A 26655-nucleotide genomic window follows, 5' to 3' on the forward strand; every position below is an offset into this window, starting at 1 on the left:
CGGACCTCACAGGGGATTCTCATACCAGGGCCGCTGTTCGCAGCGGCCCTTTGGCTGTCTGCTCTGAAGAACAGAATGGTGCGAGAGTATCTACAAATCCCGCGTTGGTTTCCTCCTCCCACCCATGAGGCAGTTGTTCGCGAATTGCGTGTAACCCCCTTTATGGAACCCGATAAGGATGCAGTTCAGGGTATTCGGAGGCATTGTGAAGCGACACAAACGGCAACTGAATATTCTATAAGTATAAGCTCCGTTTGCGAGAGGGTTCAGCCTGACTGAACACATGGGATAATTTATGGCCAAGGATGGTAGTCGATTTTCGGCGCACCCATTGTGACGGATTACGCTTGCTGCGAAGGCGACTTTTCTCTCAGCGTGCCGCGAAGCGGAGGGCTCGGCGCGACGTAAACGCCCCGGGCTGGCGCGGGTATGAACGCTTTCAAGGTTTTTGTTCGCCCTGATCCGCTCGATGTTCACTCCGAGCCAAGACGCGCGGCGGGAGAATATATAGTTTTAGGCACAATCGAATGATGACGAGTTCCTATCCTGCCGTTGCAGGAATGATCGGATGCACACCGCAATGAAGGTGAAGCACAGACATTTGACAGCCCGACAGCGCCAATGCGCGACAGCGTTGTGAGCTTCAAGTCTCCCTTGTCGGCGGCCTGGGGTCGCTTCGAGCATCCTCACAAGTTCAGGTGCTATTTTCCGAGCGACAGGAGCGATTCAGGGCTTCAAGAAAACTTTTCGCATGTCCGCCGATGGCATCCGTAATTCGCTATTCCTGTAGAGAGACATACTGCTATGACGCTGACGCTAACACTGCAATCGTTCTTCCGCCCCGCGATTTCGAACGTTGTCACGCTGCTGTCTAAAGCCGCTGACGGAACGTTCGGCAATTCTGATAGTTACAACCCCCAAATCAGCGCCGATGGCCGTTATGTTGTGTTTGAGAGCTACGCGAGCAATCTTGTCACGGGCGTTGGAAACGGTGCCTCCCATATTTTCCGGAAGGATCTGACGACGGGCGAGATCGTTTTGGTATCGAACTCTGGCGATGTGGCCCATACGCAGGGTAACGGCAGCAGTAATAACGCCCAAGTCAGTGCCGACGGGCGTTATGTGGTGTTCCAAAGCGACGCAAGCAATCTGGTCACGGGCGACGGAAACGGTCTTTCCGATATTTTCCGGAAGGACCTGACGACGGGCGAGATCGTTTTGGTATCGAGCGCTAGCGATGTGGCCCATACGCAGGGTAATGGCACCAGTAGAAGCGCCAAAATCAGCGCTGACGGGCGTTATGTGCTGTTCACGAGCGAGGCTACCAACCTGGTCGCGAACGACACCAACAACAAATCCGATGTCTTCCGCAAGGACTTACTGACTGGCGAGCTTATCCTCGTCTCAGCGGCCGGGGATGTCGCTCACACCCCAGGCAATAGCCACAGCTACGGCAGCCAAATCAGTGCTGATGGACGTTATGTCATCTTCGAGAGTGATGCGACCAATCTGGTTGCGGGTGATAATAACGGCGCATCCGATATCTTCCGAAAGGATATGGCGACGGGGGAGATCACACTTTTGTCGACGGCCGGCGATGCCGCCCGCACGCAGGGGAATTCCTACAGTTACAATGCCCAGGTCAGCCTCGACGGGCGTTACTTGGTATTCGAGAGTAACGCCGACAATTTTGTCGGGGGCGACGTCAACGGCGCATCCGACATTTTTCGCAAAGACCTTACGACGGGGGAAGTCGTCCTGGTGTCGACGACCGGAGATGCCCCCCACACGCAGGGCAATTCCGATAGCTACGACGCTCGGGTCAGCGCCGACGGGCGGTATGTGGTGTTCACAAGCAGTGCGACCAATTTGGTGGCCGGGGACACGAATGGTGCGCCCGACGTTTTTCGCAAGGATCTGTTGACCGGCGAATTGATCCGCCTCTCCGCTGCCGCCAGGGATGCGCAAGGCAAGGAAGAGGGTGACGGCACAAGTGTCGGGCCCTGCCTCAGCGCGGATGGACGCTATCTTTTCTTCTCCAGCGCTGCCGGAAACCTGATCGCGGGAGATGACAACAGAAACTCCGACGTTTTCCGTAAAGACCTTCTGACTGGTGAGATCACGTTGGTATCGAGCGCCGGCAATGCGGCGCAGACGCAGGCGAACTATGGTAGCGACAGCCCGCAAGCCAGTGCCGGCGGACGCTATGTGGTGTTCACCAGCTATGCGACGAATCTGGTCGCGGATGACACCAATGGACAAGCTGACATTTTCCGCAAGGATCTTACGACCGGCGAGATTGTATTGGTTTCGACCGCAGGTGATGCCGCTCACACCCAGGGCAACAGTTATAGCTACCACGCCCAAATCAACGCCGACGGACGCTATGTCGTGTTCGAAAGTCGGGCGAGCAATCTCGTGGCAGGGGATAGCAACGGTAGCCTTGACGTTTTCCGCAAGGATCTGCTGACGGGCGAAACTGTCTTGGTCTCAACCGCTAACGATGCCGCTCACACCCAAGGTAATAGCGTCAGCTACAACGCCCAAATCAGTGCCGATGGTCGCTACGTTGTGTTCACGAGCGAAGCGACCAATCTCGTGTCAGGGGACACGAACGCCACGTCCGACGTTTTCCGTAAAGACTTGATGACCGGCGAGATTGTATTGGTATCGCGTGCTGGCGATGCGACTGGGGCGCAAGGAAATAAAATCAGTTACGACGCAAAAGTCAGCGCCGATGGCCGCTACGTCGTATTTACGAGCGGCGCCAACAATCTGGTCGCAGGCGATGCCAACAATCAGGTCGATATCTTTCGCAAGGATTTGGCGACAGGCGAGATCGTTCTAGTGTCGAGCGCCGGAAACGCGGCGCGCACACAAAGTAACGCTGCCAGTAATAGCGCCGAGCTCAGCGCCGATGGCCGTTACGTCGTGTTCGAGAGCCGCGCCAGCAATCTCGTCGCGGGCGATGTGAATAGTCATGTTGATGTTTTTCGTAAAGATTTGACGACAGGCGAGATTGTGTTGGTCTCGACCGCCGGCGATGCAGCCCATACGCAAGGTAATGGTGATAGCCGCAGCGCGCAAATCAGCGCCGACGGACGCTATGTAGTGTTCGTGAGCGACGCCAACAATCTGGTGGCTGGGGACACCAATGGTGTATCCGACATCTTTCGCAAGGATCTGGTGACGGGAGAGTTGGTGCGTCTTTCGACGGCGAATACGGATGCACAGGGCAACGAGCAGGGCAATAACGAAAGCGGCTATTCTGTGATCGGCACAGATGGGCGGTTTGTCCTGTTCCAGAGCTATGCCAGCAATCTGATGGCAGGTGATACCAATGGTGCCGAAGATATCTTCCAGGTCGATGCGACGTTACTGCCGTACGCGCAAGCCATCTCTGAGGGACGGTTTGTACAGGTTACACTTGGTGTCGGTGCGGCGTCATCCATCGGCATAGCCTGGGGAGACGGCGCTACTGAGACCATCGTTCCCGTCAACGGGAGCGCAACCTTCGGGCATGCCTATGCTGAAAAGGGCACGAAGGCGGCATTCGTGACCGCGCATGAGGGGGCGCAGACCTGGACTGTACCTTATTCGATCGATGTCAACTCGGGTCAGATGACGCGTGACGCCGCGAAGTTCGATACGCTCAGTGGCGGGCTCGGAAGCGATCAATTGACGGGTGACGACATGGCCAACATCCTGCTCGGCAATGGCGGTAACGATCTCCTCGATGGCAGGGGCGGTGCCGACGTGATGTCCGGTGGGTCCGGCAACGATACCTATATTGTCGACAACGCGCTTGACCTTGTGCAGGAAGCGCCCAGCAGCGGCATCGATACTGTTCTTTCAGCAGTTAATTACGTGCTTGCATCAAACATCGAGAACTTGACTGGCAAAGGCTCTGCTTCGCTTACCCTGAAAGGAAACGGCCTGACTAACGTGATCAAGGGAGGCGCTGGTAACGACAAACTGTATGGCGGCGGCGGCAAGGATGTCCTGTCCGGCGGCGCGGGTAAGGACTATTTCGTTTTCGACACCAAGGCCAAGACAAGTTTCGCCAGGATCACCGACTTCTCGGTAAGGGACGACACGATCTGGCTCGACAACAAATTTTACACCAAGCTGGGCAAGAAGGGCACGCCGACCAAGCCGCAGAAGTTCAGTGCGGAAATGTTTTGGATCGGTGACAAGGCTCACGATGCGACCGACCGAGTCATCTACAACAACAGGACAGGCAGCTTGTATTATGATGGCGATGGCGACGGTCCGGGTGCGGCGGTGAAGCTCGCTACGCTCAGCAAGGGCCTCAAAATGACCTACAAGGATTTTTTTGTCATCTGAGATCTGCCAATTGCATTGGTCCGACCACCGAAATGTCGGGATCTTTTCGGACCAATGCAATCCTGTGCGAAGTTCAGGATTCGCTAAAGATAACGATTCCAGCGATACGGTTCGCGGCGAGATGCTGACTAAGCGTCTATGCGCACATTCTGGCTAACCAAAGAGTCCGGCTTTAAGATTACGCAAGCCACAGCCGATGTCGCGATCTGGATATTCTTTGGCGACTCAATCGAGCGATGACTCAACCACCTCGATGATTGCAATCATCGAGGTTCTGGAAGCTGACTAAACCCGTTCCGGTTATGCCGTCCGTACGCCTTAAGCGGCTCATAGCTCGACCGCTTGCAATGCTCAGAAAGCGCTATGGGTTGTGAGTGAAACCGCTTCTCGTGTCGCCGGGCGTCTCGCCCCAGCGAGCGCGATAGCGCCGGTAGAACCCGGACAAATCGTTAAAGCCGAATTCATAGGCAATGTCGGCAATTGTTCTATAATTCTCCGTCGGCATCCGCAAAGCATGCCGACACGCGTCGAGACGCGCGATGACCAGGCTCTCGCCCAGCGAGCGGCCAGTCGGCTCAAACAGCTTGTGCACATAGCGTTCGGAGACGCCGAGGTTGCGGGCGATCTTCGCCGCATCCAAAAAGGGATTGGTCAAGTGCCTTGAGATGTATTGCTTCGCGGCAGCGAGGCGAGCCGCGCGAATTCCCCCGCGAATGGCCTCGGAGGCTTTACCTGCGGGCGCAATGGTAGCGGCGAGGAGATCGCAGAAGATTTCGCCCGCTTTATTGCTCATCTCGAGAGGCAAGGTTCCGATGGCTTGCCCGAGAGATTTGACATAACCTGCGAGAAGGGCGCCTGCGCCTTCATCTCCGCGAAGGCGAGTGTGCACATCTGTGCTAGGGGAAAGGCGAGCCTCGATCAGACGCTTGGGCAAGTGAATGATAGTTGTCTCCAGGCTTGGCGTGCGGATGACGGCATTGAACGGGATGGACGTATCGAGCAACACCAGATCGCCGGCATGCGCCGTAACCTCATGGGATGAGACGTGAGTGACCCCTTTTCGGATCAGATGAAGGCAATAGGCATCCTCCGTCGTTTGCGCGATCTCCGGTGCCCCTCGGTACATGCGCTGAGCCGCAAATCGCGCTAAAGCGACTGACACATTTCCAATCGCATGACACTCCATGCGGGCCTCGAACGGAGCGCGTTCCGATCGCTCTGCCTTCAATCCAAGAAAGGTGTCGCAGACGAACTCCCGCCAATAGGAAAACTGGTCTTCAATCTTCAAGCTGCTTGTGTCGAAAATAATCGCCATTGTGTATCATATCTTCAGCTTATCTAGCGGAACGATATAGCATAGATTGCGCTCAGAAAGTAAAGTTTGTTTTTAAAATCGACGTTGGAACAATTGTCTGTTGTCAATATGAAATGAAACGTTATTTCATGAAATAATAATGATGGCTCATTTTGAGTTCGCTCTCTAAGGAGAGCGCGTCTCTCTTTTCGACTGTGCACTCTGATCCAGGCCGCGTTCCGCGGGTGCCAAGACGAATCCTCTGCCGCTTTTTAACCCTCCCTTCTCAAGAAGCTGAAGTCGTATGCGGTGAACTCTTTGTCCGCAAATCAGGCGATACTTGATTCAAGGCTGCATCTTGAGAGGCAGCCTTGGTCAAATGAGATGTGCGATGGCGCACCGGCGGCCGCAGTTGTTCGCTGTCGTCCACTCGCGTTTCCTTCGATACCAAGACGACACATGCAGGACCGCACTAAAGGCTGCTGAGTGGCTCAGTGCGTAGCGTGAACGCCCGATCAAAGACCGCTCGTTCCACTCGGCCAGACACAGGACTCCAACTTCTAAGGATGAACAATGGCCACTCCGGTTCTTTGGGGCAGCGAGTTTCTCGTCAATACAACTACTATTCACACTCAAGATCGGCCGGCTATCACAGCTTTGGCCGATGGTCGCTTTGTTGTGACCTGGACGGATTACAGCGGACAGATTGATGCCGTCACAGGCATTGCCGTGCGCGGTCAGATCCTGAATGCGGATGGGAGCAAGGCGGGGGAAGAGTTCGTCATCAGCAGCTCGTCAGCGGCCGAGGCCGGGGCGAAGGTGTCAGCTCTTCCCGACGGAAATTTCGTCGTCGTCTGGTCAGATGCAAGCAAATACAGCACCGAAAACCCCTCTGACGTTTATGGGCAGGTCTTCTCGGTCACAGGAAAGCCGATCGGTGCGAAGTTCTTTGTAAACACAACGCTCAATGGCGCTCAAGAATTACCCCAGATTGCTGCCATTGGAACTGGCGATTTCGTTGCCGTCTGGCACGACGTATCGGCAGAAGGTGAAGTGCGCGCGCAACATTTCCACTATACCGCTGAAGGTGTTCTGACCGGTTCAGGGGAGTTCTCGGTCAACTCCATAGCAGCCGATGATCAAACGCAGCCAATTGTGACCGGTCTTGGCGGCGACCGCTATGTGATCGCGTGGGCCGACAAAAACGTCGACCAAAGCCGTGGTTTCGTAACTGACATTCGCGCCCAGATTTTCGATGCCAATGGCAAAGTTGGAGCAGAACTCGTCCTTAAGGCTGGGGACAATGTGATTGCCGCACCGACGATCAGCAAGCTCGCCAATGGCGGCTTCGTTCTGTCGTGGAATGATGAAACCCTAGATGACTCCGGCCAGCCTAATGGAAAGGTTCATGCGCAGGTTTTCAACGCGTCAGGTGTGGCTATCGGCGCCGAAATCGATGTTAGTGTCGTTACGGGCGTCGGCTATCAGGACGAGCCGCATGTCACGGTGCTGAAGGACGGTCGTTTCATAATCGCCCGGACCAATCATGACACGGATGTCGTCGGGGGAGAAGACGTCTATGGTCAGGTCTTCAATGCGGATGGTACGAGCAGCGGAGGCGCATTTCGTATCAACAGCGGGAGCCAGGGGCCGCAAGATCAGGCGGCCTTCACTGTCCTGTCCGATGGGCGCATCGCGGTTGCCTGGCATGACGACGGCGGATACGAGGCAGGCGGGACTGGAAGTTCCATCCAGGCGCAAATCATCGATCCCCGGGAGGCCGCGATCAACATTGCAGGCACTTCGCTTAACGACGACTATATCGGAACAGCTTTCGCGGACACGCTCAGCGGTGGCGATGGCGACGACCATCTCCGCGGTCAGGCTGGCAACGATATTCTTGATGGGGGCGCAGGTAACGATACGCTTGACGGCGGTGCCGACGCCGATGTTCTCAAGGGTGGCGCGGGCAATGACATCTACTACACCACCGCCGGGGATCAGGTAGTCGAAGATGCGAATGCAGGCGACGACACGGTTGTTTCGACGGTAAACTGGCAGCTTGGCGGCAATATCGAAAATCTGGTTCTGACCGGCACGGCGCAATATGGGACTGGCAACGAATTGGCCAATTCCATCACTGGGAACAGCGGCAACAACGTACTCGATGGCAGCGCCGGGGCCGACACACTCATCGGCGGGGCCGGAGACGATATCTACATCGTCGATGCTCTGGACACGGTAGTGGAAGCTCCCGGCGGTGGTATTGACACGGTGTATACCAGCGCGACGTCCGTCGATCTCGCCGCATTCCCGGAGATCGAAAACATCTACTCGACAGCGACAGGGGCAGTTCTCCTGAGCGGCAATGACGCGGCCAATGTTCTAACCGGTGGTAGCGGCGCGGACCAACTGAACGGCGGTGGGGGCAATGACGTCCTGCGCGGTGGTTTAGGTAATGACACCCTCAATGGAGGCCCCGGCAACGACACCCTCGACGGCGGCCTTGGCGCCGACATCATGATCGGTGGTCCCGGCAACGATGTTTACTATGTCGACGATGCAGGCGATCAGGTTGTAGAACTCCGCGGTGGTGGCTGGGACATTGTCTACACCAGCGTGAACTTCGCCCTGGGTGGAAATGAGATCGAGTTGCTGTTAGCGACCGGCTCCGCCAACGTGACCCTCACCGGCAACGCTGATGCCAACACCATCAAGGGTAACAGCGGCAATAATGTCTTGGTGGGTGGTGGCGGTAACGACACCCTCAACGGCGGTTCTGGCAACGACAAGCTCTACGGTGGCTACGGCAACGACTGGCTCACCGGTGGGGCCGGCAAAGACATCTTCGTGTTTGACGCCAAGCTGGGTACATCCAAGACAGACCGGAAGGTGAACTTCGACAAGATCATCGATTTCAATGTGAAGGACGACTCGATCTACTTGGACAACAAGGTCTTTACCAAGCTGGGCAAGGGCTCTGTAGCCAGACCCGGGAAACTGAACAAAGACTTCTTTACGATCGGCGACAAGGCGAAGGATGCCGACGACTTCCTGATCTACAACAACAAGACCGGCGTGCTGCTCTATGACAAGGATGGTTCCGGCGCGGGGGAGGCTGTCGAGATCGCTCAACTCGCCAAGAAACTCAAGCTGACGGACAAGGACTTCTTCGTGATCTGATCGCTGGGTCTGTTCACCCCCTCCTCGCTTGCTCAGGAGGGGGAGGCCCGATGTTGATCCCTCTGTCGGCTATGTGCAGGGGAGAGCGACGGAGATCCTGAAACGGTCGCAACTGAGTTCGCCGGCAGAGGCGCGCGAGTGTGCTGGCCATCCAGCCTGTAAATGCCATCGGCACTCTCGCGTGCCAACAATGGGCGATTATGAGGCACTCACGCGCCGACTGCTCGACGTTTCGGGGTCCGATACAAGGCCCGGCCAGTAAACTGCGTCGCTGGTTGGCCGCGCACCGAAGATGGCCTGTCCGACCCGCACCACGTTCGCGCCTTCCTCGATAGCGACCTCGAAATCACCCGACATGCCCATGGAAAGCTGAGTAAGGTCGGGATTGATGGCCACGGCACGGTCCCGCAGGTCGCGCAGCAAACGAAAGCAGGCCCGCACGCGCTCGGTATCCACGCTGAAGATCGCCAGCGTCATCATTCCTTGCGCTTTCAGCCGTGGGTATTCGGACAGGCGCTCGACGAACGGCATGAGGTCATTGGGATGCAGGCCATATTTACTCGTCTCGCCCGAGGTGTTGACCTGCACGAACACATCAAGATCGCGCCCTTGGGCATCAAGGCGGCGGTTGAGTTCCTCGGCCAGCCGGAAGCTGTCGAGCGCATGAAACTCCGAGGCGAAGCGAGCGAGATACTTCACCTTGTTCGTCTGGAGATGGCCGATGATGCTCCACCGGATCGGCAGATCGGAGAGTGCGGCCTGCTTGTCGCGGGCCTCCTGTAGCTTGTTCTCGCCGAAGTCGGAGATTCCCGCCGTAAAGGCATGCCTTAGGATATGGGCGGGGACCGTCTTGGTGACGGGCAGAAGACGCACATCGGCAGGGCGTGCGCAGCGATGGCAAGCAGCTACGATGCGCTCCTGCACGGTTTTCAGGTTCGTCGCGAATGCCGTGGCCGGATCATCGCCAAATCGGGCGATGTCTTCGGGCGAAAGCTTAGTATTGAAAGGTGTGGTCATGTCCAGACAAGCTTCCGCGTCATGGCCATCAGTATGGCAGCGGGAAGTGCACCACGAGCTGGCGCACGCGGCCGTTGATCCGTTGCCGGTCGGCGTCGAGCGTTCCGCCACGGACGGCGTGAAGGGTGTCGAAAATGAGCGTGGCGATCTCACGATACTCGTCCACGCCGAATCCACGCGACGTTCCAGCGGCGGAGCCCACGCGGATGCCCGAAGTCACCATGGGCTTTTCCGGATCGTTCGGGATCGCGTTCTTGTTGAGGGTGATGCCCACAGACTCAAGCGCCTTCTCGGCGATATTGCCGGTCACGCCGAAGGGGCGCAGATCGACCACGGCCAGATGGCAATCCGTGCCGCCGGACGTGATCTTAAGTCCGCCATCGGAAAGGGCTTTCGCCAGGACACGGCAGTTCTCGACGACTGCCCGCGTATAGATCTTGAAGGACGGTTGCAGCGCCTCGCCAAACGCCACCGCCTTTGCCGCGATGACATGCATGAGCGGCCCACCCTGAAGACCGGGGAACGTCGCTGAATTGATCTTTTTCGCGACCTCGGCGTCATTAGTGAGTACGAATCCGCCGCGCGGTCCGCGCAGGGTCTTATGCGTGGTCGAAGTGACGACATCAGCGAAAGGCACAGGAGACGGATAGACGCCACCAGCGACGAGCCCCGCGAAATGCGCCATATCGACCAGCAGGATCGCACCCACCTTGTCCGCGATCTCCCGAAAGCGCGAAAAATCCATGATACGCGGATAGGCCGAGCCGCCTGCGATCAAGAGTTTGGGCCGGTGCTGGTGCGCGAGCTGCGCTACCTGATCCATGTCGATAAGGTGACTTTCTGGGTCGACGCCGTAGCTGACGACGTTGAACCAGCGGTCGGACATGTTGACCGGCGCTCCATGGGTAAGATGTCCGCCAGCCTTCAGGTCGAGCCCGAGAATTGTATCGTCGGGCTTGAGAAGCGCGAGGAAGACCGCCTGATTGGCTTGGCTTCCCGAATGAGGCTGGACATTGGCGTAAGCACTCCCGAAGAGTTGGTTCGCGCGCGCGATCGCCAAATCCTCAACGACATCCACATTCGCGCAGCCGCCATAGTATCGGCGGTGCGGATAGCCCTCGGCATATTTGTTGGTAAGCACAGACCCCTGCGCATCAAGCACGGCCTGACTCACGAAATTCTCCGAGGCGATCAGTTCGATGGACTCACGCTGACGGGTCTTCTCGTTGGCGATCGCAACGGCAATAGCATCATCGGCGGTGGATAAACCGGCAGCGCTCACGCCTGCGTTCGCTGTGTTCTCTATTGCGCGCAGCGCGACCGATGCTCCCATCGCTGACCTCCTTCAAAGTGCTGACAAATTGAGTTCTTGAGTGCCCGCTACGGAGGTTGTGCGCGGTGGTGTCTGTCAGCACCTATCATGGGCGTGGTCTGCTGTTCCCCTCCACTTGGTACGGTTGAGCCAGGCCAATTCCAGAGATCGCTGGAGTGAGACCTATGCCTTCATCACTGTCCGAAACGCATTCGCCAGTTTCTTGACCGCGACCTCGATCTCAATTGGAGTGTATGCGGCAAATCCCATCAGGAACCCGGCCTTGCCGTTGCCGGCCGCATGGAGCGCCGACAATCCAAGAAGCTCGATTTCAACGCGCCGCGCCGCGTCGATGACTGCGCGTTCGGACAAGTCGGAGGTCAGCACGCACGGCATCTGCAATCCGCCAATTGGCACGCGCGGCTCGACGAAATCCGACAGGTGTTGGCTGACCAGGGTTGCCAACACTTCGAGCCGTTCAGCGTAGATGCCGCGCATGGTGCGGACGTGAGCGCCAAAATGCCCGCCTTCCATGAACCGCGCCAGCGTCAGTTGCGCCATCGAGGCGGAATGCCCGTCGAGCAGTGTGCGCGCGACTGTCATCGGCTTCACGAGCTGGGGCGGCAAGACGACATAGCCGATCCGCAAGCCGGGAAAGAGCGATTTTGTGAAGGTGCCGATGTAGATAGTCCGGTCATGCGGATCGAGACCCTGCACGCAGGCAGTTGGCTTGCCCGCGTAGTGGAATTCGCTGTCATAATCGTCTTCAATGATCCATGTCTGATGCTGGGCCGCCCATTCGATCAGTGCCAGACGGCGATCGAGTGCCAGCGTCGTGCCGGTCGGAAACTGGTGGGAGGGGGTCAGGAACACGGCCTTGGCCCGGCGCGGCTCGTCCATGATCTGCTCGACCAGCAGGCCCTGACGGTCCAGGCGGATTGGGATGCATTCGAGCCCTGCCGCATCGAACGCCTTGCGTGCGCCGTAGTAAGCAGGGTCTTCGATGAAGATGTGATCGCCGGAATCGAGCAGCATGTTCGCGCACAACGTCAACGCCTGCTGCGAGCTGGTAAGGATCAGCACCCGGTCGGCCGTGGCGCGTGCGCCCCGCTCAAGGTTCACATAGTCAGCGATTGCGCGCCGCAACGGCTCGGTCCCCTGCGGATCGCTGTGAAGGAGGGCCTGCGTACCGGTTTCCTTCAGCACCTGCCGCTCCAGGCGCTCCCAGAGTTGAAGTGGGAAGGTGCGTGTCTCCGGCACTCCATGCGCGAAGGGCCGCGGTGAAAGCAGCTCGCGTACGCCGCCGCCGCGGAACATGGCGTTTCCGCGTTTACTGAGGTTCGGAGCCTGATTGCGCGAAAGCGCGTCCCGCTGGGAGAGACGGCGACGAGGCGTGAACTCGGTCATCTCCGCCACGAAACTGCCGCTGCCAACTCGCCGGCCAATGAAGCCTTCTGCGTGAAGCTGGGCGTAGGCGGTCTCGATCGTGTCGCGCGACACGCCAAGCGATTTGGCGAGCGCTCGCGAGGCGGGCAGCGGCTTCCCCGGTCCGAGCGCGCCGTCGAGGATAAGCTGGCGGATCGCTCGCTGAATCCGCGCATGAAGCGGCATCGCTGCATGGGCGGGATGGGCAAGCCAAGCCTTCACGGACTCCAGTTGGGAATGCTTGAACAAGTGGTCTGAGTGCCTTGAATGAACTGGATGGGTTCATCAGACCATTCATCGGCTAGATGTCAAGGCATCTTACTGTTCTTGCGCCCCAACCTGCAGGAGACTCTTCAGGATTATGTTGTCCGGTCCCTCATCATCCATTCGCTTGAACGATATTACACATCCTGTCGTCGCGGGACTGATTTCCGTGATCGTCAATTATGGCGGCACCTTCATCGTGGTCTTTCAAGCCGCGAAGGTTGCTGGCCTGAGCCCGGAACTCACGGCATCCTGGGTATGGTCCGTTTCAATCGGCGTGGGGCTGACGGGACTTTTCCTGAGTTGGCGCTATCGTGAGCCGATCATCACCGCCTGGTCGACTCCGGCGGCGGCTTTCCTCGTCACCGCGCTCGCAACGACGCCTTACGCGGAGGCCGTCGGAGCATACATGATCTCGGCGGCGGCATTCGTCGCTCTTGGCGTGTCAGGCTATTTCGAGAAAGTCATCCGGTTGATCCCACCGGGCATCGCCTCGGGCCTGCTAGCCGGTATCCTGCTGCAATTCGGCATCGGCGCATTCGGTGGCGCGAGTATCGACCCTCTGCTGGTCGGGCTGCTGATCGTCGCCTATGTCGCATTGAAGCGTCTTTCAACCCGTTATGCCGTGGTCGGCATCCTCGTTCTCGGGCTTGTGTTCCTGCTCACGCAGGGCCGTGTCGACTTATCGGGGCTCCACCTTCAGTTTGCTGCTCCGGTCTTCACCATGCCGGATTTCTCTCTGAATGCGCTCCTGAGCGTCGCGCTGCCGCTGTTCCTGATTACGCTGACCGGCCAATATATGCCGGGGATGCTCGTTCTGCGGAACGACGGCTTCGAAATCAGCGCCAATCCGATCGTCACCGTGACGGGCCTCGGTTCGCTGCTCATGGCTCCGTTCGGCTCCCACGCCTTCAATATCGCGGCCATCACGGCGGCTATCGCCACTGGCAAGGAGGCGCACGAAGACCCGTCCAAACGTTGGATCGCCGGCATTGCGGCGGGCTGCTTCTATGTGCTCGTTGGGGTGTTCGGCGTGACGCTCGCTGCGGTGTTCATGGCGTTTCCTGCGACCTTCATCACGACGCTCGCCGGTTTGGCGCTGCTCGGCACGATCGGCGGCAGCCTCGCAGGAGCGATGGCCGATCCGACCTCCCGCGAAGCGGCGCTGATAACATTCCTGGCATCCGCAGCGAATATCAAACTGCTGGGCATCGGCGGGGCGTTCTGGGGACTGCTGATCGGCCTCGTCGCCTACTTCGTCCTGAACGGTCGCCTGCCGCATCGCGAGCGGGCAGACCTGACGGTAAGCGAGGGTCTTCGACGAACGAACGATTATCCAGCGCCCCGGCACGTCCACGTCGGTGGCATCCAGCGCGAATAGCTCGATGGGTCGCATGCCAGCGTAGAACAGTGCGGCCATGACCATGGCGGGCGCAGGTGACATCGCTGCTACGAACTGGGCAGCCTGCTCGTAGCTAATGGTGTCGTGCCGCCACGCTTCGTCAGCGCTGCGGCGGCCATGCCCTTTAGCTTGCGCGGGCGGCGCCACTGGCGCACGTCCGCCCAACCGTTGCGAGCCGCATGATTCCAGACTGCAATGAACGCGTGTAGCACTGGCGATTCAGTGTTTCAGGGGATGCGTTCGGATAAAGAGTGTGTGCCGCGTCGTCGAGGGTTCCTTGATTGATGGTGTTCAGTCTGCAGTTCATAAAATGAACTGCCAATCCGCAGTGCGCGCCGTCTGTTTTACGGACGTACAGAATGAAGCGCCCGTCCCCTCCCTGCTCAATATAGGAGGCGGCTGCCTCATTGAAGGTAACGAGCCGCGCGCTTGACGAGTTTAAGGGGCACCGCATCGACTCCCATACAGCATTGATATCGGCTTCGCTGAGGATGACATTGCGACCCTGAACCGAGCAGTTGCCGGTTGCCTTGGCGATCTTGATCAAGGCACGAGAGGTGATGCGTAGGTGTTCCGCAGCTTCGGCAGCCGTCCATATGCGGGGAAGTCGAGAAGTCATGACCTATCGTACCTAACGCACTCCGACGCGAAGATTGCTGCTCCTATTTGCCAGCGGCCTTTCGGAGCGCCTCGTTGATCCTGTCCTGCCAGCCTGGGCCGTCTTCCTGAAAGTAGTCGAGTACGTCCCGATCAATGCGCAGTGAAACCGTTTCCTTCGCGCCAGGGATTGCCGGCGCCTTCGGTGCTTCAGCCGCCTTTGGAGGAATTTTCCTGAACACCGCCTCGGCAGCCTTGAGCGGGTCTCCCGGCCTGCGTGTTCCTGTTGGAGGCTTCGACATAGTACAACTCCTTTTGCAGGTTATCGCCCCGCCGGTTCCAGAGCCTCTTTCAATGCCGGATGAAGGTCAAATAGGCTATCGAAGTTATAGCGCCTTACGTCGAGCCGGCTGGTGAGATGCGAGCGAGAATCTCGGAAGCTTATCAATCCTTTCTCGCCCCGCGCGGCGCGCCTGGCTGCGGCCCGCTCCCGTCCCGGAGATCTTGGACCTGTTTAGGGCTCAGGCCTGCTTCGCGTTTCTTACGGGGTAAGGATCTTCCTGCTCCTTGGACATGTCCAAGCCGCTGGTCTTGTCCAATTGGGCGTCGATAGCCTTCCGATCCCACCGTCGCCTTACAGGAAGCGCCGGCGGCATCACGCCGTTGAACACCCACCGACCGTACCTATGGCAGGAAGGCCACCCACGGGCATAATAGAACTATTGAGTTCTATTATGCCTGTGTGTATGCCGGGTCGGCCCATCAGATTGGCCGCGCTTTTTAGGAACTCTGCTATGTCCGTGGCAGGGCCCCGAACATAACGATCCGCCAAATGGAATCGAAGTGGTTATCCAACTCGGACGAGGTCGGTCGAAACTCAGGGTTCAGGAGCACCTCATGAAGCGCTTGGGCGGTCACGAAGAAGCCGAGCTGCCTCGCGAATTGCGTCGCATTGCTGAGAGTAAGGAGCCCCATCTTTTGGGCATTCTCGACAAGCGGTTCAAGCACCGCCGTGATGCTATCACGGGTCCGGGCGAACTCGTTAGCGACAACGGGAAAGCGAGGCGCCTCTGCAGCGCACATTCGGTAGAGGTCGACATTCCCGGGGGTGATGATCATAGCAAGCAACGATCGACAGGCATCCCGAAGCGATGACAGAGGATCCGACGCCCTGACCTCAAGCGCCTGAATGTGACCCAGCATCCGCTGCCGGTCGATGGCAACCGCAGCCGCAAACAGCGCCTCTTTTGAAGGAAACCGGCGATAAATGCTATGCTTGGCGGTGCAGCATGACGCCGCAATATCATCCATCGTCGTTGCCGCATACCCTTTGAGCCGGAACACCTGAAGGGCCGCCTCAATGATCGCGTCCGACAGTTCCATCGCCTGGGCACGGCTCGGTCTTCCGCGCCCGCGTTGTGCGGCAACGTTCTGCGGGGTGTCGTCGAGGTCAGACCGATCAAGCATCGGGCAGTCATATACCGGGTTAGGTAATTTTCCAATCCAGTTACAAACTGGGCCCGCAACCCGAGACAACCTTCTTTAGAAGAAGGGCCGCTCCAAAGCGCAGAGCCACTATGTCGGGTTCCTCCGGGTCACATTTAGAGCACTATGGTTCTTTTTCGTGCCCTTCGGCCTGAAGAATAGCTCGCTCATGCCTCGACAGTAAGTCCGCCTCCATCTATTTAATGAACTACTGGGTTATTTTTTAAACCAGTTTGGTCAGCCATTGGTTTCGCCTCCTTCGGTCAGACCCTTTCAGTCGAAGGCCGCCTGAACCGTTTCGAGCTTTTGGCGATGGCCCAGTTGGGTTGAATATACAATGTATCAACGCAAGACTGCAGGCCGTGGGCCATTGGAAAATGAGCTGACATTTCTTCAAGATCTGGCCCGAGGACCTCGTCCTGTCACCGTCGGCCCTCTCGGACGTTGCCTCAAGCGTGGCTGGTGCAAGCCGATCCAGCCGCCGGAGGCCTCGGCGCGTGGGGCATCAAAACCTGCCCTCTATGCGATCACCGCTGACGGCCTTGAGGTCGTTGCCCGCGCGTCGGCCGGGGAGCTTCGCGTCCGCAGACGATGAAGCCGGCGCTTTGCTTTTTGCTGATAGCCAGCAGTAGTTGATGAACCGCGCCTAGCGACACTCGCGACGCATCCCAGCTCTCTAATAAAAAGCCCCGGCATTTCCGCCGGGGCTTTCTTCGATTTGTTGGGAGCGCCGATCAGAAGTCGCGCTGAATGCGCAAGCGCCCTTCCACAGCATCGGACGAGCCAATTGATGTGAATGGGCCCGTCGAAACCCGACCGCGAGGATCGACCCGGGCGTAGATCACCTCGAGGCCAAGATCCAGGCCGCTGACCGGTTGCCAGATGACGTTGCCGCCAATGCGGTACTCGTTGAAGTCGACCAGACCAAAGCCAAAGCCTGTCGCGTCGATTCCACCCGCAGCAGCACCATAGTTCACCCGCATGTACGATCCCAGCAGGTTGGAGCGGATCCGCGGTGTCCAATAGTGGCGGAACCCACCAGCAACAGCCCAGGCTTTCGTGCGCTCGATATTACCGGTGTTGGCGTTGATAAAGCCGTCCGTCAGGAGAATATTGCCAGCTCCGAGCTCTGTAGAAGGACCGGCGATCGTTCCGTTCGAACCGACTGTCCCCCCGTTCAGGTAGCCCACCGCACCGTCAGCGTAAGTCGCACTGACCCACAGGGCGTCGCCGGGTGCGATCTGCGGCAAATTCACGCCGATTGAAGCGGCAATAGCGAAACCGTACTCGGTGTCCGGATAATTAGCGACCGCCCCAAACTGAGTTGGAAGCGAGACCAGGTTGTTGCTGCGGATCTGATGAAGAGCGCCTGAGAGTTGCGCCGTGCCCCAGGTGCCGGTGTATTTGAGATTGCCGACGACGTCGGGCGCGCGCTCGCCAGCGTAGTTGAGCGCCGAAGAGGCTGGGCCGCCAGCGATGAACCCGGATTGCCGGCGCTCGATGCCATCTTCGATCGCCAGCGTTGCCGAGAAGCCGTTGCCGAACGTGAAGGTGTAAGCCAGCACATCCACATTGGGCGCGTCATCAAAGCGCAAGGTCCCCATGTTTTCCGACGGAAGATCGGTGTTCGAGAAGAATGAGTCGAGACGGCCAGCCGTCAATCCGCCGAACTGGACGAATGCCGACTCAACATCAGCAGATTGCGGGCGGACAACACCGGTTCCACCAAACGGCGTGCCCGAGCTGCGCGTGATCTCGAAGCGGACAAAACTGCGCACCAGACCGTAAGCCGTTGCGGTACGCGCATCGAGTTGGATGCGGCCACGAGCTCGGAAACCAAGAGCGTCGGAGGAGCGCGCAAACGGCGTGTCGAACAGGTAATCGGCGCGAACACGTCCGCCGATACGCAAGCAGGTCTCAGTGCCCGGGATATAGAAGAATCCTGCACCGTATGTATTGCAGACGCGAACGTACTCAACGGCCGCTGCCTTTCTCGCCGGAAGATCGGCCGCATTGGCTCCCGCAACAGCTACAAGAGAAGCAGCTGATGCGAGGAGAAAGCTCTTAACGAGCGTCATCATTTGTCTCCAAAAATTCAAGAACGTCGAGATCGGCACACGCATTGCGAAGCAACTCATGGCCATGAAATTGCGAACGGTTCGTCCCATTCGCTGCGGCGACACTAGACAGCGAAAATTCCCGTTCAAGCGAATTGCCGCAGCATCATCGCATTTGTGCCAAATTCCCCCGGAGATGTTGCAAAAACGTGACCTGAAATCGCAATAACATTATGAAAAGACTTGATAATTTGTGTTTCACACGAGTTGACAATTTCGCGCGAAAGCGGTTGATTGCATGCGTCTTATTCATCTCGAAACACGGATGGTGAGACCTCCCAAAAATTCAGGATTGAGACCCGGAATTTTGGCCCGGTGGAAATTCCACCGGGCTTTTCTCATGTATGCGTGAGACGATGCGATCACCGCTCATGTGCGAGTGTTATCGCCAGCTGCACAACAAGGCGGGGGGAGGTCGATCCGATTTCGAGGCGGCACCTGATTGATCACACCGATCATTGGTGCAACAAGCGTCGAGCGTGACCGATGTTCTTCTTCAAATCCATGACAGCGTTCGCGACGACTCCCATGCATCAATCGATTTTCATCATGCACAAGTGACAGGCGCGATACGTCCACAAGGCTCATCTCTTGCTCGCTGAGCATTTCGAGTGGCTCGCTGCATGAGCAGTCGCAATCACTCTGACGTCTTTCTGTTCGTAGCCAAAGCCTGCGACAACTTGAGCCGCCCTGGCGCTAGTCCGCCTCCCTGCGGCACTAACGTCACGCATGACTTCGCGCATGGCCTCCAGGCACGGTTTCTTCGGTGAGGTTGTGCGTAGGTTCCCTCGCGGACGAACTCATCCGCTCATGACCGAGATTCTGCCGACCCGCCGCGGACAAAGCCGCTACGTTCATGCCTCCTCAGCATCCATCACCGCGACAGGACGGAGCATTTTCATTGTTGGCTTGCGGCCAGCATGCTCCGATAAGATCAGCTCGAAAGGGAGAGTGGCCACAGCATGCCTCTCTTCATCTTGATATCAGTGCCCGCCGAGCACAAGAGTCCTGATGGGGAGCAACAACGCTTGGATTCGCAGGATCATGGCATGCACAAGCGCAACGGCATCCACTGCGTGCAATGCCACACGTTGAATGGCGCCAACCTCGTTCGAAGCAAGCAGCTCGTGGTTACTGGTATAGGCGTTGGCGATGCAGCTGCTCCCGGGGGTGACGCCATCGAGCCCGCCATCGTAGAGAGGCTCAAGATAAACCAGGATGGTTCCCGGCCGCGTTACCTGCTGTGGGTCGAGCAGCTGCTCGCCGCTGCGGACCTGACCGGTGGCGATGAAGTCCTGCACACCGGTCACCACCATCGGGACGATCGTCCAGGGCTTCGACGCGCAAGTGACCTCGGCAGCCATGCCGACCTGCATGACCGGGGCCTCGACTTGTCCGAAGCCGGCCTGTAGGCGCCCCCGCCCGGCACCCGCGGGGATCAGGACCCCGGCCGGCCGCATGAGCGGGTTGACGACGTCGCCCACCCGCAGCGTGAACTGCTCCACCCGCCCGTCCACACCGGCCCGGACTACTGTCTTCGCCAGTTCTACCTCGGCCTGGGCCAACTCCCCTTCGGCGCGTGCCTTCTCGGCGGGGAAGAGAGTGGAGATCTGCGCCTCGGCCGCCTGTTTGGTGGCGACGGCGGCGTCAATCGCGCCTTGGCGTCCCTGCAGGGTGACTTGGAGTTTCTCGATATCTCGAAAGGCGACATTGCCTGGACTGCGCCGATACAGCTCCTGTTTGGTCTCCAGCTCATCCACGGCCTGCTGATAGGCGCCCTTAGCCTCCTGGATCTTGCCCTCTGCCTCCAGGATACCGGCTCGCGCTACCACCTGCTTCGCGTCGACCTCGGCTATCTTGCGGCGTGCGGTCTCCACGGCCGCCTCCTGCTTTGTGCTGTCGAGCCTGAAGATCGGTGCGCCCTGCTTGATCTCGCCGCTGACGCCCACGTAGGTCTCAGCGACCCGGCCGTTGGTTTCGGGCAGGATCGGGACGGTTCTAAAGAACACGGTGACGTTGTTGGTCGACGGATGATTATAAAAGATCACCGTGATGAGCCCCACGGTGAGCATCAAACAGGCAGTGATCCCCCACCGCAACTCGAACCACACCGAGTAGAGCGTGATCTCCTTGCCGAGCCGCTTTCCCTGGACGTAGCGGCGGTAGAGATAATCCGGGAGGATCGTCAGCAGGGAGCAGAGAATTAGCTCAAGCATCAATAAGTTCCTTATGACCGCCCGCAGAAGGACTTATTGGTTTATCCGGCACATTGCCCGCATCCTCCCCCGGCTTGGTGCTGGCGATGGGTTTTTGCTGTACCTCGGTTGGCTTGATGCCAGCGATCTTCTCGAGTGATCCCGCAATCCTGGTGAGGGGTGTTGCGAAATCGGGCATGTCAATCAGTGCAAGCAGCAGGCCCACCACCCAAAAAAGATGCACGTGCGTGAACAGGGCCAGCAGGCACAGCACAGCGACGATCTCGGATTGCAACTTCTCGGACTTATGCGCCATGCGCTCTGGAAGCGTGTGCAAGAGAAAGAACAGATTACCTACGGCCAGCACGGCCAGTATCAGGATCACGGCCATTCCCACCATGAGAACGTCCGTATCGCCGGGCGCGGTGATGAACGGCGGCAAATGGTGAGGTGCAGCGGGGTGGAGTGATGCGCTCAAACTGGCCTCCGAGAGAAAATTTCAGGTGCGTTCGAAGCAGGCTTGTCTGTTAGCAGCGCTCATATATACATACCGCATGTTTGTATAGTGCGGCGGCGCACTCCGAGGGATCCCGTGAGGCGGACAAAACAACAGGCTGAGGAAACGCGACAAACTGTACTTAGCGCAGCTGAAACGTTGTTTCTCGATCGCGGCTATGAACACGTGTCATTAGACGAGATCGCCGCTGCATCAGGGGTGACTCGTGGCGCAGTCCATTGGCATTTTCAGAACAAGCAGGGTTTGCTTTTCGCAATTCGTGACAAGTTGCGGTTGCCAGTTCAGGAATTGTCCGACCAACTCGAAGGCAACGGGGAAATGGCTCCAGTCGATGCGCTCGCAAACGCAATCTCGGACACATTTGCTCGATTGCAGGCCGATCCGCGCCACCGTGGATTGCTGAAAGTGTTATTGCGTCTCGATGTGACGGACGAGACAAACAGCGGCGACATCTTTCAGAAAGAATTTAGGGCGTCTCTTCGCCATATCTTCGACATTGCATCCCGTAGCGGCAAACTGGTCCCGCCTTGGACGCCCGAGTCTGCCACGGTAGCTTTCAATGCTGTCGTAGGAGGTCTTCTCGTGCAGTGGGCACGCGGCCTGCCTGACTTCGAACTGATTCCAGATGCAGAAGCAATTATACGTACACTATTGACAGCTTGGCAGACACCCACGGACGCAATCTCAGCCAAAGCTGCTCGCTGATCATTATTTGCGTCCGGTATCAAGCGCCTGACGCAAGTCTCTCTAATCAGCCAGTCCGTGGCCGCTGCCCGTGTGATCCTGAGCGGCATCGAGATGGTGCGCATGATGCGGTAAGGACAAGCGAAGTACGCCTGCACTTTGCAGCCGACGCTCGCGCGGCAGTTTGACCTGCTCACCGCATAAGCGCTTCACAGCGCCCCAGCTATCTCCTTTCCCCCGCCCAGAATTTGCGACGCAACGGAAAACCGCATGGGCACTTGCTCGCGCGCGACCGAATACTTGAACTGAGGTGGGTGGCCGGCGGACGGAAGCCACTGCCTGCGCGGAAAAACCGGCCCTGTTTTTCTGTACGACTAGTCGTGCGCTCCTTCGGCGAGCAGGAGCAGCTTGTGAGGATCGCGGATCATGATCCGTTGACGTCCACCCGCAACGAGGCCTTGGCTCTCCCAGGCGCTCAGGACGCGGCTTACGGTGTGTAGTGTCGTGCCCGTCATTTCGGCCACGTCCTGGCGCGTGATCGGGAAGTCGATCTGGACGCCCGCCTCGATCTTGCGGCCGGCCTGCTGCGCGAGGCGGAGCAGAGTGTGTGCGATGCGGCGCTCGACCTCCTCCGTCGACATCTCGACAACCCTCGTATGGGCATCTTCTAGTCGGCGGCCAACGGTCTGGAGCGTGTTGACCGCGAGCCCGGGATGCGTCGCCACGAGGCGGGGCCACGCCGTGGACGGCCAGACCAGAGCGATGCTGTCCACCACTGCCGTTGCCGTCGCCGGATAGGTTTTGCGGCCAATGGCCATGGCAACGCCGAACAGTTCGCCGGGCGCCACGAAGCGAACCACCACCTGCTGTCCGTCGGGGGTGAGTTTGAACACCCGCAGGTGCCCGTGCAACAGGACAAAAAAGGAGTGGGCCTCCTCCTCCTGCTGAAACACATTCGTCCCCTTCGGATAGCGCACCGACTGCGCCTCCTGAAGCAACTTGTCGATCTGCTCCGGCGCGAGCCCCGCGAAGATGGGGACATCCGCCACAAGGGAACGATCAATGCCCGCCATGTCATCTCCTCAGACCGAATTGGATCAACAACGCTCACTAGTATCGCTTCTAGCGCATCTCGCGGAAAAGTGGACCCAGTTTTCCGCGGGATCGACAGCCGGCGCGCGGCAAGCGTGGCTTTTGGTTCGAATGAGGAAATGGGTCTGCTGTGAGAGGTACGCTGTCCAGTTTCGGGCAACGACCACTGGGTTAGAGACGATCCGCCCCATGCCGCTCGAGATTGCGGGCCTTGACCATATCCTCCGCGCCGCGAGCCGCCGCCGTCTTGATGTCTTCGAAGAGGAGCGCAATCTCCTCGAAAACGCTCAGATCTATCTCGTCCATCGCGACAGTATCCAATTCGCCGACAAGCTCGAGCAGTGCAGCGATGCGGTCGGCTTGATGTCTGGCATCAAGGATCAGGCCGCGAAGCTGGCGCCGGGTTTCGAGCGCCTCGAACCGTTCAAGCGCGGCGTCGACCTTGCCGCGGCACCGGCAGTCCAGGTCGAGCGTACCCACCACGGTGCGGATCCGGGCTAGAAGTTGAGACGGTTTGGTTTCCGAGGGCTGATCCTCCACGCCGACCTTGTGCAACACCGGTTCCATCGGTCCCTCCCTGTCGGTAGCAAAATGAGACGCCCGTGGTCCGGTGCCGCTTCGATTAGCGTTGGCTACTGAAGGACTCACCGTCTCGTTTCATGAAAAAAAGTCCGGGCTATGAGCCCGGACCTCGTTGTGTTTTCTGCAACCTCTTAGTGGCCGCCAGTCGACTGGGCCGATCTCTGCGGATTGTAGTCCTTGAAGATCGCTTGGTTCTCTTGTCCATCGACCTTCAGGATGCCTGCGAGGCCGCGCTCGACCCGGCTGAGCGCGTGATCGACGAGAATGTAGTTGCCGGGGACCTCCACCTTGAACTCGACCATGCTGGCTCCGCCGGGAGGCGTGGTGATGGTCTGAACGTCCTTCAGCGGCGACGAGGTCAGCGATGCCATCGGATAGACCTTGTCGAAGATTCCACCGATCACGTGGAACGACGAGGTGTAGTTGGGGCCGCCCACGCCGAAGAAGACGCGCACTGTCTCGCCGACTTTCGCCTTGAGTGGGTTTTTCTTCAGGGCGTCGGTCGTTCCGTTGAACACGAAGTATTCTGGACGCTCGCTCACCAGCTTGTCATAGCTCTCCTCCGCAAGACCTTTCGTTCCGAAAGCCTGCTCGGTGTAGATCTCGCCCTGCATCACGTAGTACTCGTGGTCGACCTTCGGCAGACCTCCCTCCGGCTCCACCAAAATCATGCCATACATGCCGTTGGCGATGTGCTGGGCGACCATCGGGGTGGCGCAGTGGTAGACATATAGGCCGGGGCTCAAGGCCTTGAACTCGAAGCCGCGGCTTTCGCCAGGAGCAGCCTCTGTTGCCTTCGCGCCGCCGCCGGGTCCGGTGACCGCGTGGAAGTCGACGTTGTGCATCATCACGCTATCGTCGGCATTCTTGAGGCTGACCTCGACGGTGTCGCCGACCCTCACCCGGATGAGGGGCCCCGGAACCTTGCTGTTAAAGGTCCAGTAGCGATAGTTCGTGCCGTCGGCCAGCTGGCCTGTGACCTCAGTGGTCTCCAGGTTGACCTTGACGCGCTGCGGGCCGCGGGCAGCGATGGGGCCGGGAAGATCAGCGGGATCACGCACCACATCCACTAGGGCAGCAGCCGTACTGGCGCTGACTGGATGGTTGTGCTTGGTCTCGGCGGCACCAGCGGGCAGGGGCTGTGCGAGCAAGGCGGCCGCGCCAAGGGCCAGAACGGCAACAGTCGCAAGCAACGGGCGGCGTCCCGAGATCTTCAGGGCTTTCATCATCATCTCCTCTAAGAGCCGTTTGGCGGAGCGTCTCCGTCAGCGGATGAAAGCTTTGTATCGTGCGCTGCGGCATCGTTATTTGTCGCAGTGCAAATAAGAAAGAAAAACAGCCGCCGGCAGCACCCGGTGATTTCCTTGAGCGAGGTCAAAGAAAATCGGGGCGGGTCCCCTCATAGACAGGCAGGCATGTTTGTTGCGACGCATCCCACGAACCGTTGTGGCGCGTCGCCGATGAAAGGGCTCCCGATGAGCGAACACCTCAGGGCACGATATGGCGAGGAGCGGCTGCCCCGTTACACGAGCTACCCCACGGCGCCGCAGTTTTCCGAAGCCGTTGGTCATCAGGATTATGGAGAGTGGCTTGTCTCACTCCCGGTTGAAACAACAGTCTCTCTGTATCTCCACGTGCCCTTCTGCCGCTCCATGTGCTGGTACTGCGGCTGCCACACGACCATCACCCAGAGAGATGCGCCTATCGTCGATTATCTCTCCGTTCTCAATCGAGAAATCGACCTGGTTGCAGATCGCTTGAGCCATTCGCTGCCGGCGCGGCATGTCCACTTTGGCGGGGGAACTCCGACCATCATGGAGCCTTCCGAGCTTCTCGGCCTTGTTGATCTCATGAGGCGGAGATTTTCTTTCGATTCTGAGACCGAAATCGCCGTCGAGATCGATCCCCGCACGCTGAGCCGCACCATGACGGCGGCCCTCGGGGAGGCGGGCGTCACCCGCGCTAGCCTAGGCGTTCAAAGTTTCGATCCGGTCGTGCAGCGCGCCATCAATCGCATCCAGAGCTTCGAGCAAACCGCGAAAGCGACGGAGGGTTTGAGGGCGGCAGGCGTGCGTGGTGTCAATTTCGACTTGATCTACGGACTCCCGCACCAAACGGTGGAGTCCTGCATCGACACGGTACGCAAGAGCATTGAGCTTCGCCCCGAGCGCTTTTCCGTTTTCGGGTACGCGCACGTGCCCTCGTTCAAGAAGCATCAGCGCAAGATCGACGAGGCTGCGCTCCCCGACGGTGCTGCCCGTTACGAGCAGGCGGAGGTCATTGCCGAAGCGCTGATGGAAGCTGGCTACCGCCGAATCGGGCTCGATCACTACGCCCTACCTGATGACCCCATGGTGAAGGCCCAGGTCGATGGCGTTCTGCACCGCAACTTCCAGGGCTACACGACCGATCCCAGCGACGTTCTAATCGGGTTCGGGGCCTCGGCCATCGGGCGGCTGACACAGGGCTACGCCCAGAATGAAGTCGTGCTGGGGCGCTATGCCGAGCGCATCTCCCGTGGGGAGTTGGCGACAGCGAAAGGTTATGCACTGACTGCTGACGATCGTCTTAGAGCCGATTTGATCGAGCGGGTTATGTGCGACTTCAAGGTTGATATTGCGCAGATCTGCCATCAGCACGGAACAGAACCGGAGATCATCCTGCAGTCGATCCCCCGGCTGCAGATGCTGGAGAGCGATGGCCTCATTCGTCTCGATGGGAGCATATTGTCGATCAATGATGACACGCGCTTTCTCGTGCGGAGTGTGGCTTCTGCTTTCGACGCGTATCTCGGCCAGTCGGGCAGAACCCACAGCCGCGCGGTTTGACTGACGCTGATCGATACGCCCGCAGGAGCCCAGGCTCCAGCGGGCTTACCGCCCGATACATCAGGCGCAGGACCGAATGCGATAGATGTCACCGCTCGCGGGATCCCGTTCCTCATGAACGGGGCATTCGTGCCAACTACGGAACTTCGGCGTCTGGTTCGCCTGAGCCGAAGGGCAGGAGAACGGAACAGTCTCGTACTCGCCCCTGACGTAGTTGTAGGCATTCTTGTAGACGCACTCGGCGGAAGCCGGCCCTGCGACCAGCAGGAGCAGTGGGGTCAGGATGGCTTTCGTGGACATCGTTGTCGGCTCCT

At 58.7% G+C, this 26655-nt stretch carries 19 protein-coding genes; 5 read left to right on the forward strand and 14 right to left on the reverse strand.

Annotated features, from left to right (window positions below):
• The first annotated feature begins 804 nt into the window (after window positions 1-804).
• Complete coding sequence (locus HB375_RS04545; protein ID WP_167671806.1) at window positions 805-4347, forward strand: PD40 domain-containing protein; 3543 nt, start codon at window positions 805-807, stop codon at window positions 4345-4347.
• 361 nt (window positions 4348-4708) lie between these two features.
• On the opposite strand, the gene HB375_RS04550 is transcribed toward HB375_RS04545, so the two are convergent.
• Window positions 4709-5662: an AraC-like ligand-binding domain-containing protein gene (locus tag HB375_RS04550; protein WP_167671807.1), complete on the reverse strand. Its 954-nt coding sequence runs from the start codon at window positions 5660-5662 to the stop codon at window positions 4709-4711.
• A 552-nt stretch (window positions 5663-6214) separates the two neighbouring features.
• Here HB375_RS04550 and HB375_RS18345 point away from each other — a divergent pair.
• Entirely contained in the window at window positions 6215-8824 is a 2610-nt protein-coding gene (locus tag HB375_RS18345; RefSeq protein ID WP_167671808.1) for a calcium-binding protein, read from the forward strand.
• Window positions 8825-9022: 198 nt separating this feature from the next.
• On the opposite strand, the gene HB375_RS04560 is transcribed toward HB375_RS18345, so the two are convergent.
• The 3 genes from HB375_RS04560 to pdxR form a co-directional block, all read right to left on the reverse strand.
• Window positions 9023-9841, reverse strand: a complete 819-nt coding sequence (locus HB375_RS04560) for a YggS family pyridoxal phosphate-dependent enzyme (protein ID WP_167671809.1) — start codon at window positions 9839-9841, stop codon at window positions 9023-9025.
• A gap of 28 nt (window positions 9842-9869) precedes the next feature.
• On the reverse strand, window positions 9870-11174 hold the full coding sequence (locus tag HB375_RS04565) for a serine hydroxymethyltransferase (RefSeq protein ID WP_167671810.1): 1305 nt from the start codon (window positions 11172-11174) through the stop codon (window positions 9870-9872).
• A gap of 162 nt (window positions 11175-11336) precedes the next feature.
• Window positions 11337-12827: a MocR-like pyridoxine biosynthesis transcription factor PdxR gene (pdxR, locus tag HB375_RS04570; RefSeq protein ID WP_167671811.1), complete on the reverse strand. Its 1491-nt coding sequence runs from the start codon at window positions 12825-12827 to the stop codon at window positions 11337-11339.
• A gap of 112 nt (window positions 12828-12939) precedes the next feature.
• Between pdxR and HB375_RS04575 the strand changes: the two genes are divergently transcribed.
• On the forward strand, window positions 12940-14223 hold the full coding sequence (locus HB375_RS04575) for a benzoate/H(+) symporter BenE family transporter (protein ID WP_167671812.1): 1284 nt from the start codon (window positions 12940-12942) through the stop codon (window positions 14221-14223).
• Window positions 14224-14368: 145 nt separating this feature from the next.
• On the opposite strand, the gene HB375_RS04580 is transcribed toward HB375_RS04575, so the two are convergent.
• The 6 genes from HB375_RS04580 to HB375_RS04605 form a co-directional block, all read right to left on the reverse strand.
• On the reverse strand, window positions 14369-14863 hold the full coding sequence (locus tag HB375_RS04580; RefSeq protein WP_167671813.1) for a hypothetical protein: 495 nt from the start codon (window positions 14861-14863) through the stop codon (window positions 14369-14371).
• Between the two features lie 43 nt (window positions 14864-14906).
• Window positions 14907-15143: a BrnA antitoxin family protein gene (locus tag HB375_RS04585; RefSeq protein ID WP_167671814.1), complete on the reverse strand. Its 237-nt coding sequence runs from the start codon at window positions 15141-15143 to the stop codon at window positions 14907-14909.
• Between the two features lie 490 nt (window positions 15144-15633).
• On the reverse strand, window positions 15634-16377 hold the full coding sequence (locus HB375_RS04590; RefSeq protein ID WP_205800062.1) for a TetR/AcrR family transcriptional regulator: 744 nt from the start codon (window positions 16375-16377) through the stop codon (window positions 15634-15636).
• A 683-nt stretch (window positions 16378-17060) separates the two neighbouring features.
• A complete protein-coding gene (locus tag HB375_RS04595; protein ID WP_167671816.1) occupies window positions 17061-18404 on the reverse strand; it encodes a porin in 1344 nt (447 codons plus the stop codon).
• A 1022-nt stretch (window positions 18405-19426) separates the two neighbouring features.
• The gene (locus HB375_RS04600) at window positions 19427-20659 is read right to left on the reverse strand and encodes an HlyD family secretion protein (RefSeq protein ID WP_167671817.1); all 1233 of its coding nucleotides are present in this window, start codon (window positions 20657-20659) and stop codon (window positions 19427-19429) included.
• Window positions 20652-21116 (reverse strand): hypothetical protein, encoded by a 465-nt coding sequence (locus HB375_RS04605; protein ID WP_167671818.1) that lies wholly within the window; start codon window positions 21114-21116, stop codon window positions 20652-20654. Before HB375_RS04605 ends, HB375_RS04600 begins: the two co-directional genes overlap by 8 nt.
• 114 nt (window positions 21117-21230) lie before the next feature.
• Between HB375_RS04605 and HB375_RS04610 the strand changes: the two genes are divergently transcribed.
• Window positions 21231-21860: a TetR family transcriptional regulator gene (locus HB375_RS04610; RefSeq protein ID WP_167671819.1), complete on the forward strand. Its 630-nt coding sequence runs from the start codon at window positions 21231-21233 to the stop codon at window positions 21858-21860.
• A 353-nt stretch (window positions 21861-22213) separates the two neighbouring features.
• Here HB375_RS04610 and HB375_RS04615 read toward each other — a convergent pair whose 3' ends face one another.
• The 3 genes from HB375_RS04615 to nirK form a co-directional block, all read right to left on the reverse strand.
• Window positions 22214-22912, reverse strand: a complete 699-nt coding sequence (locus HB375_RS04615; protein ID WP_167671820.1) for a Crp/Fnr family transcriptional regulator — start codon at window positions 22910-22912, stop codon at window positions 22214-22216.
• A gap of 190 nt (window positions 22913-23102) precedes the next feature.
• Window positions 23103-23498, reverse strand: coding sequence for a hypothetical protein (locus HB375_RS04620; protein ID WP_167671821.1), 396 nt, complete (start codon window positions 23496-23498; stop codon window positions 23103-23105).
• 146 nt (window positions 23499-23644) lie between these two features.
• The gene (nirK, locus tag HB375_RS04625) at window positions 23645-24739 is read right to left on the reverse strand and encodes a copper-containing nitrite reductase (RefSeq protein WP_246728357.1); all 1095 of its coding nucleotides are present in this window, start codon (window positions 24737-24739) and stop codon (window positions 23645-23647) included.
• 249 nt (window positions 24740-24988) lie between these two features.
• Between nirK and hemN the strand changes: the two genes are divergently transcribed.
• Complete coding sequence (gene hemN / locus HB375_RS04630) at window positions 24989-26341, forward strand: oxygen-independent coproporphyrinogen III oxidase (RefSeq protein ID WP_167671823.1); 1353 nt, start codon at window positions 24989-24991, stop codon at window positions 26339-26341.
• A gap of 60 nt (window positions 26342-26401) precedes the next feature.
• On the opposite strand, the gene HB375_RS04635 is transcribed toward hemN, so the two are convergent.
• A complete protein-coding gene (locus HB375_RS04635) occupies window positions 26402-26641 on the reverse strand; it encodes a hypothetical protein (RefSeq protein ID WP_167671824.1) in 240 nt (79 codons plus the stop codon).
• Window positions 26642-26655 lie beyond the last annotated feature (14 nt).

This window comes from Microvirga terricola, assembly GCF_011777495.1.
GTDB classification, from domain to species: domain Bacteria; phylum Pseudomonadota; class Alphaproteobacteria; order Rhizobiales; family Beijerinckiaceae; genus Microvirga; species Microvirga terricola.

Bases quoted from the DNA above. Each gene is read 5' to 3' on its own strand.
- HB375_RS04565 (WP_167671810.1), bottom strand. From the start codon at position 11,174: ATGGGAGCATCGGTCGCGCTGCGCGCAATAGAGAACACAGCGAACGCA.
- HB375_RS04615 (WP_167671820.1), bottom strand. From the start codon at position 22,912: ATGGCGGGCATTGATCGTTCCCTTGTGGCGGATGTCCCCATCTTCGCG.
- hemN (WP_167671823.1), top strand. From the start codon at position 24,989: ATGAGCGAACACCTCAGGGCACGATATGGCGAGGAGCGGCTGCCCCGT.
- HB375_RS04620 (WP_167671821.1), bottom strand. From the start codon at position 23,498: ATGGAACCGGTGTTGCACAAGGTCGGCGTGGAGGATCAGCCCTCGGAA.
- HB375_RS04580 (WP_167671813.1), bottom strand. From the start codon at position 14,863: ATGACTTCTCGACTTCCCCGCATATGGACGGCTGCCGAAGCTGCGGAA.
- HB375_RS04585 (WP_167671814.1), bottom strand. From the start codon at position 15,143: ATGTCGAAGCCTCCAACAGGAACACGCAGGCCGGGAGACCCGCTCAAG.
- HB375_RS04595 (WP_167671816.1), bottom strand. From the start codon at position 18,404: ATGACGCTCGTTAAGAGCTTTCTCCTCGCATCAGCTGCTTCTCTTGTA.
- HB375_RS04560 (WP_167671809.1), bottom strand. From the start codon at position 9,841: ATGACCACACCTTTCAATACTAAGCTTTCGCCCGAAGACATCGCCCGA.
- HB375_RS04545 (WP_167671806.1), top strand. From the start codon at position 805: ATGACGCTGACGCTAACACTGCAATCGTTCTTCCGCCCCGCGATTTCG.
- HB375_RS04550 (WP_167671807.1), bottom strand. From the start codon at position 5,662: ATGGCGATTATTTTCGACACAAGCAGCTTGAAGATTGAAGACCAGTTT.
- HB375_RS18345 (WP_167671808.1), top strand. From the start codon at position 6,215: ATGGCCACTCCGGTTCTTTGGGGCAGCGAGTTTCTCGTCAATACAACT.
- nirK (WP_246728357.1), bottom strand. From the start codon at position 24,739: ATGAAAGCCCTGAAGATCTCGGGACGCCGCCCGTTGCTTGCGACTGTT.
- HB375_RS04600 (WP_167671817.1), bottom strand. From the start codon at position 20,659: ATGCTTGAGCTAATTCTCTGCTCCCTGCTGACGATCCTCCCGGATTAT.
- HB375_RS04635 (WP_167671824.1), bottom strand. From the start codon at position 26,641: ATGTCCACGAAAGCCATCCTGACCCCACTGCTCCTGCTGGTCGCAGGG.
- HB375_RS04575 (WP_167671812.1), top strand. From the start codon at position 12,940: ATGTTGTCCGGTCCCTCATCATCCATTCGCTTGAACGATATTACACAT.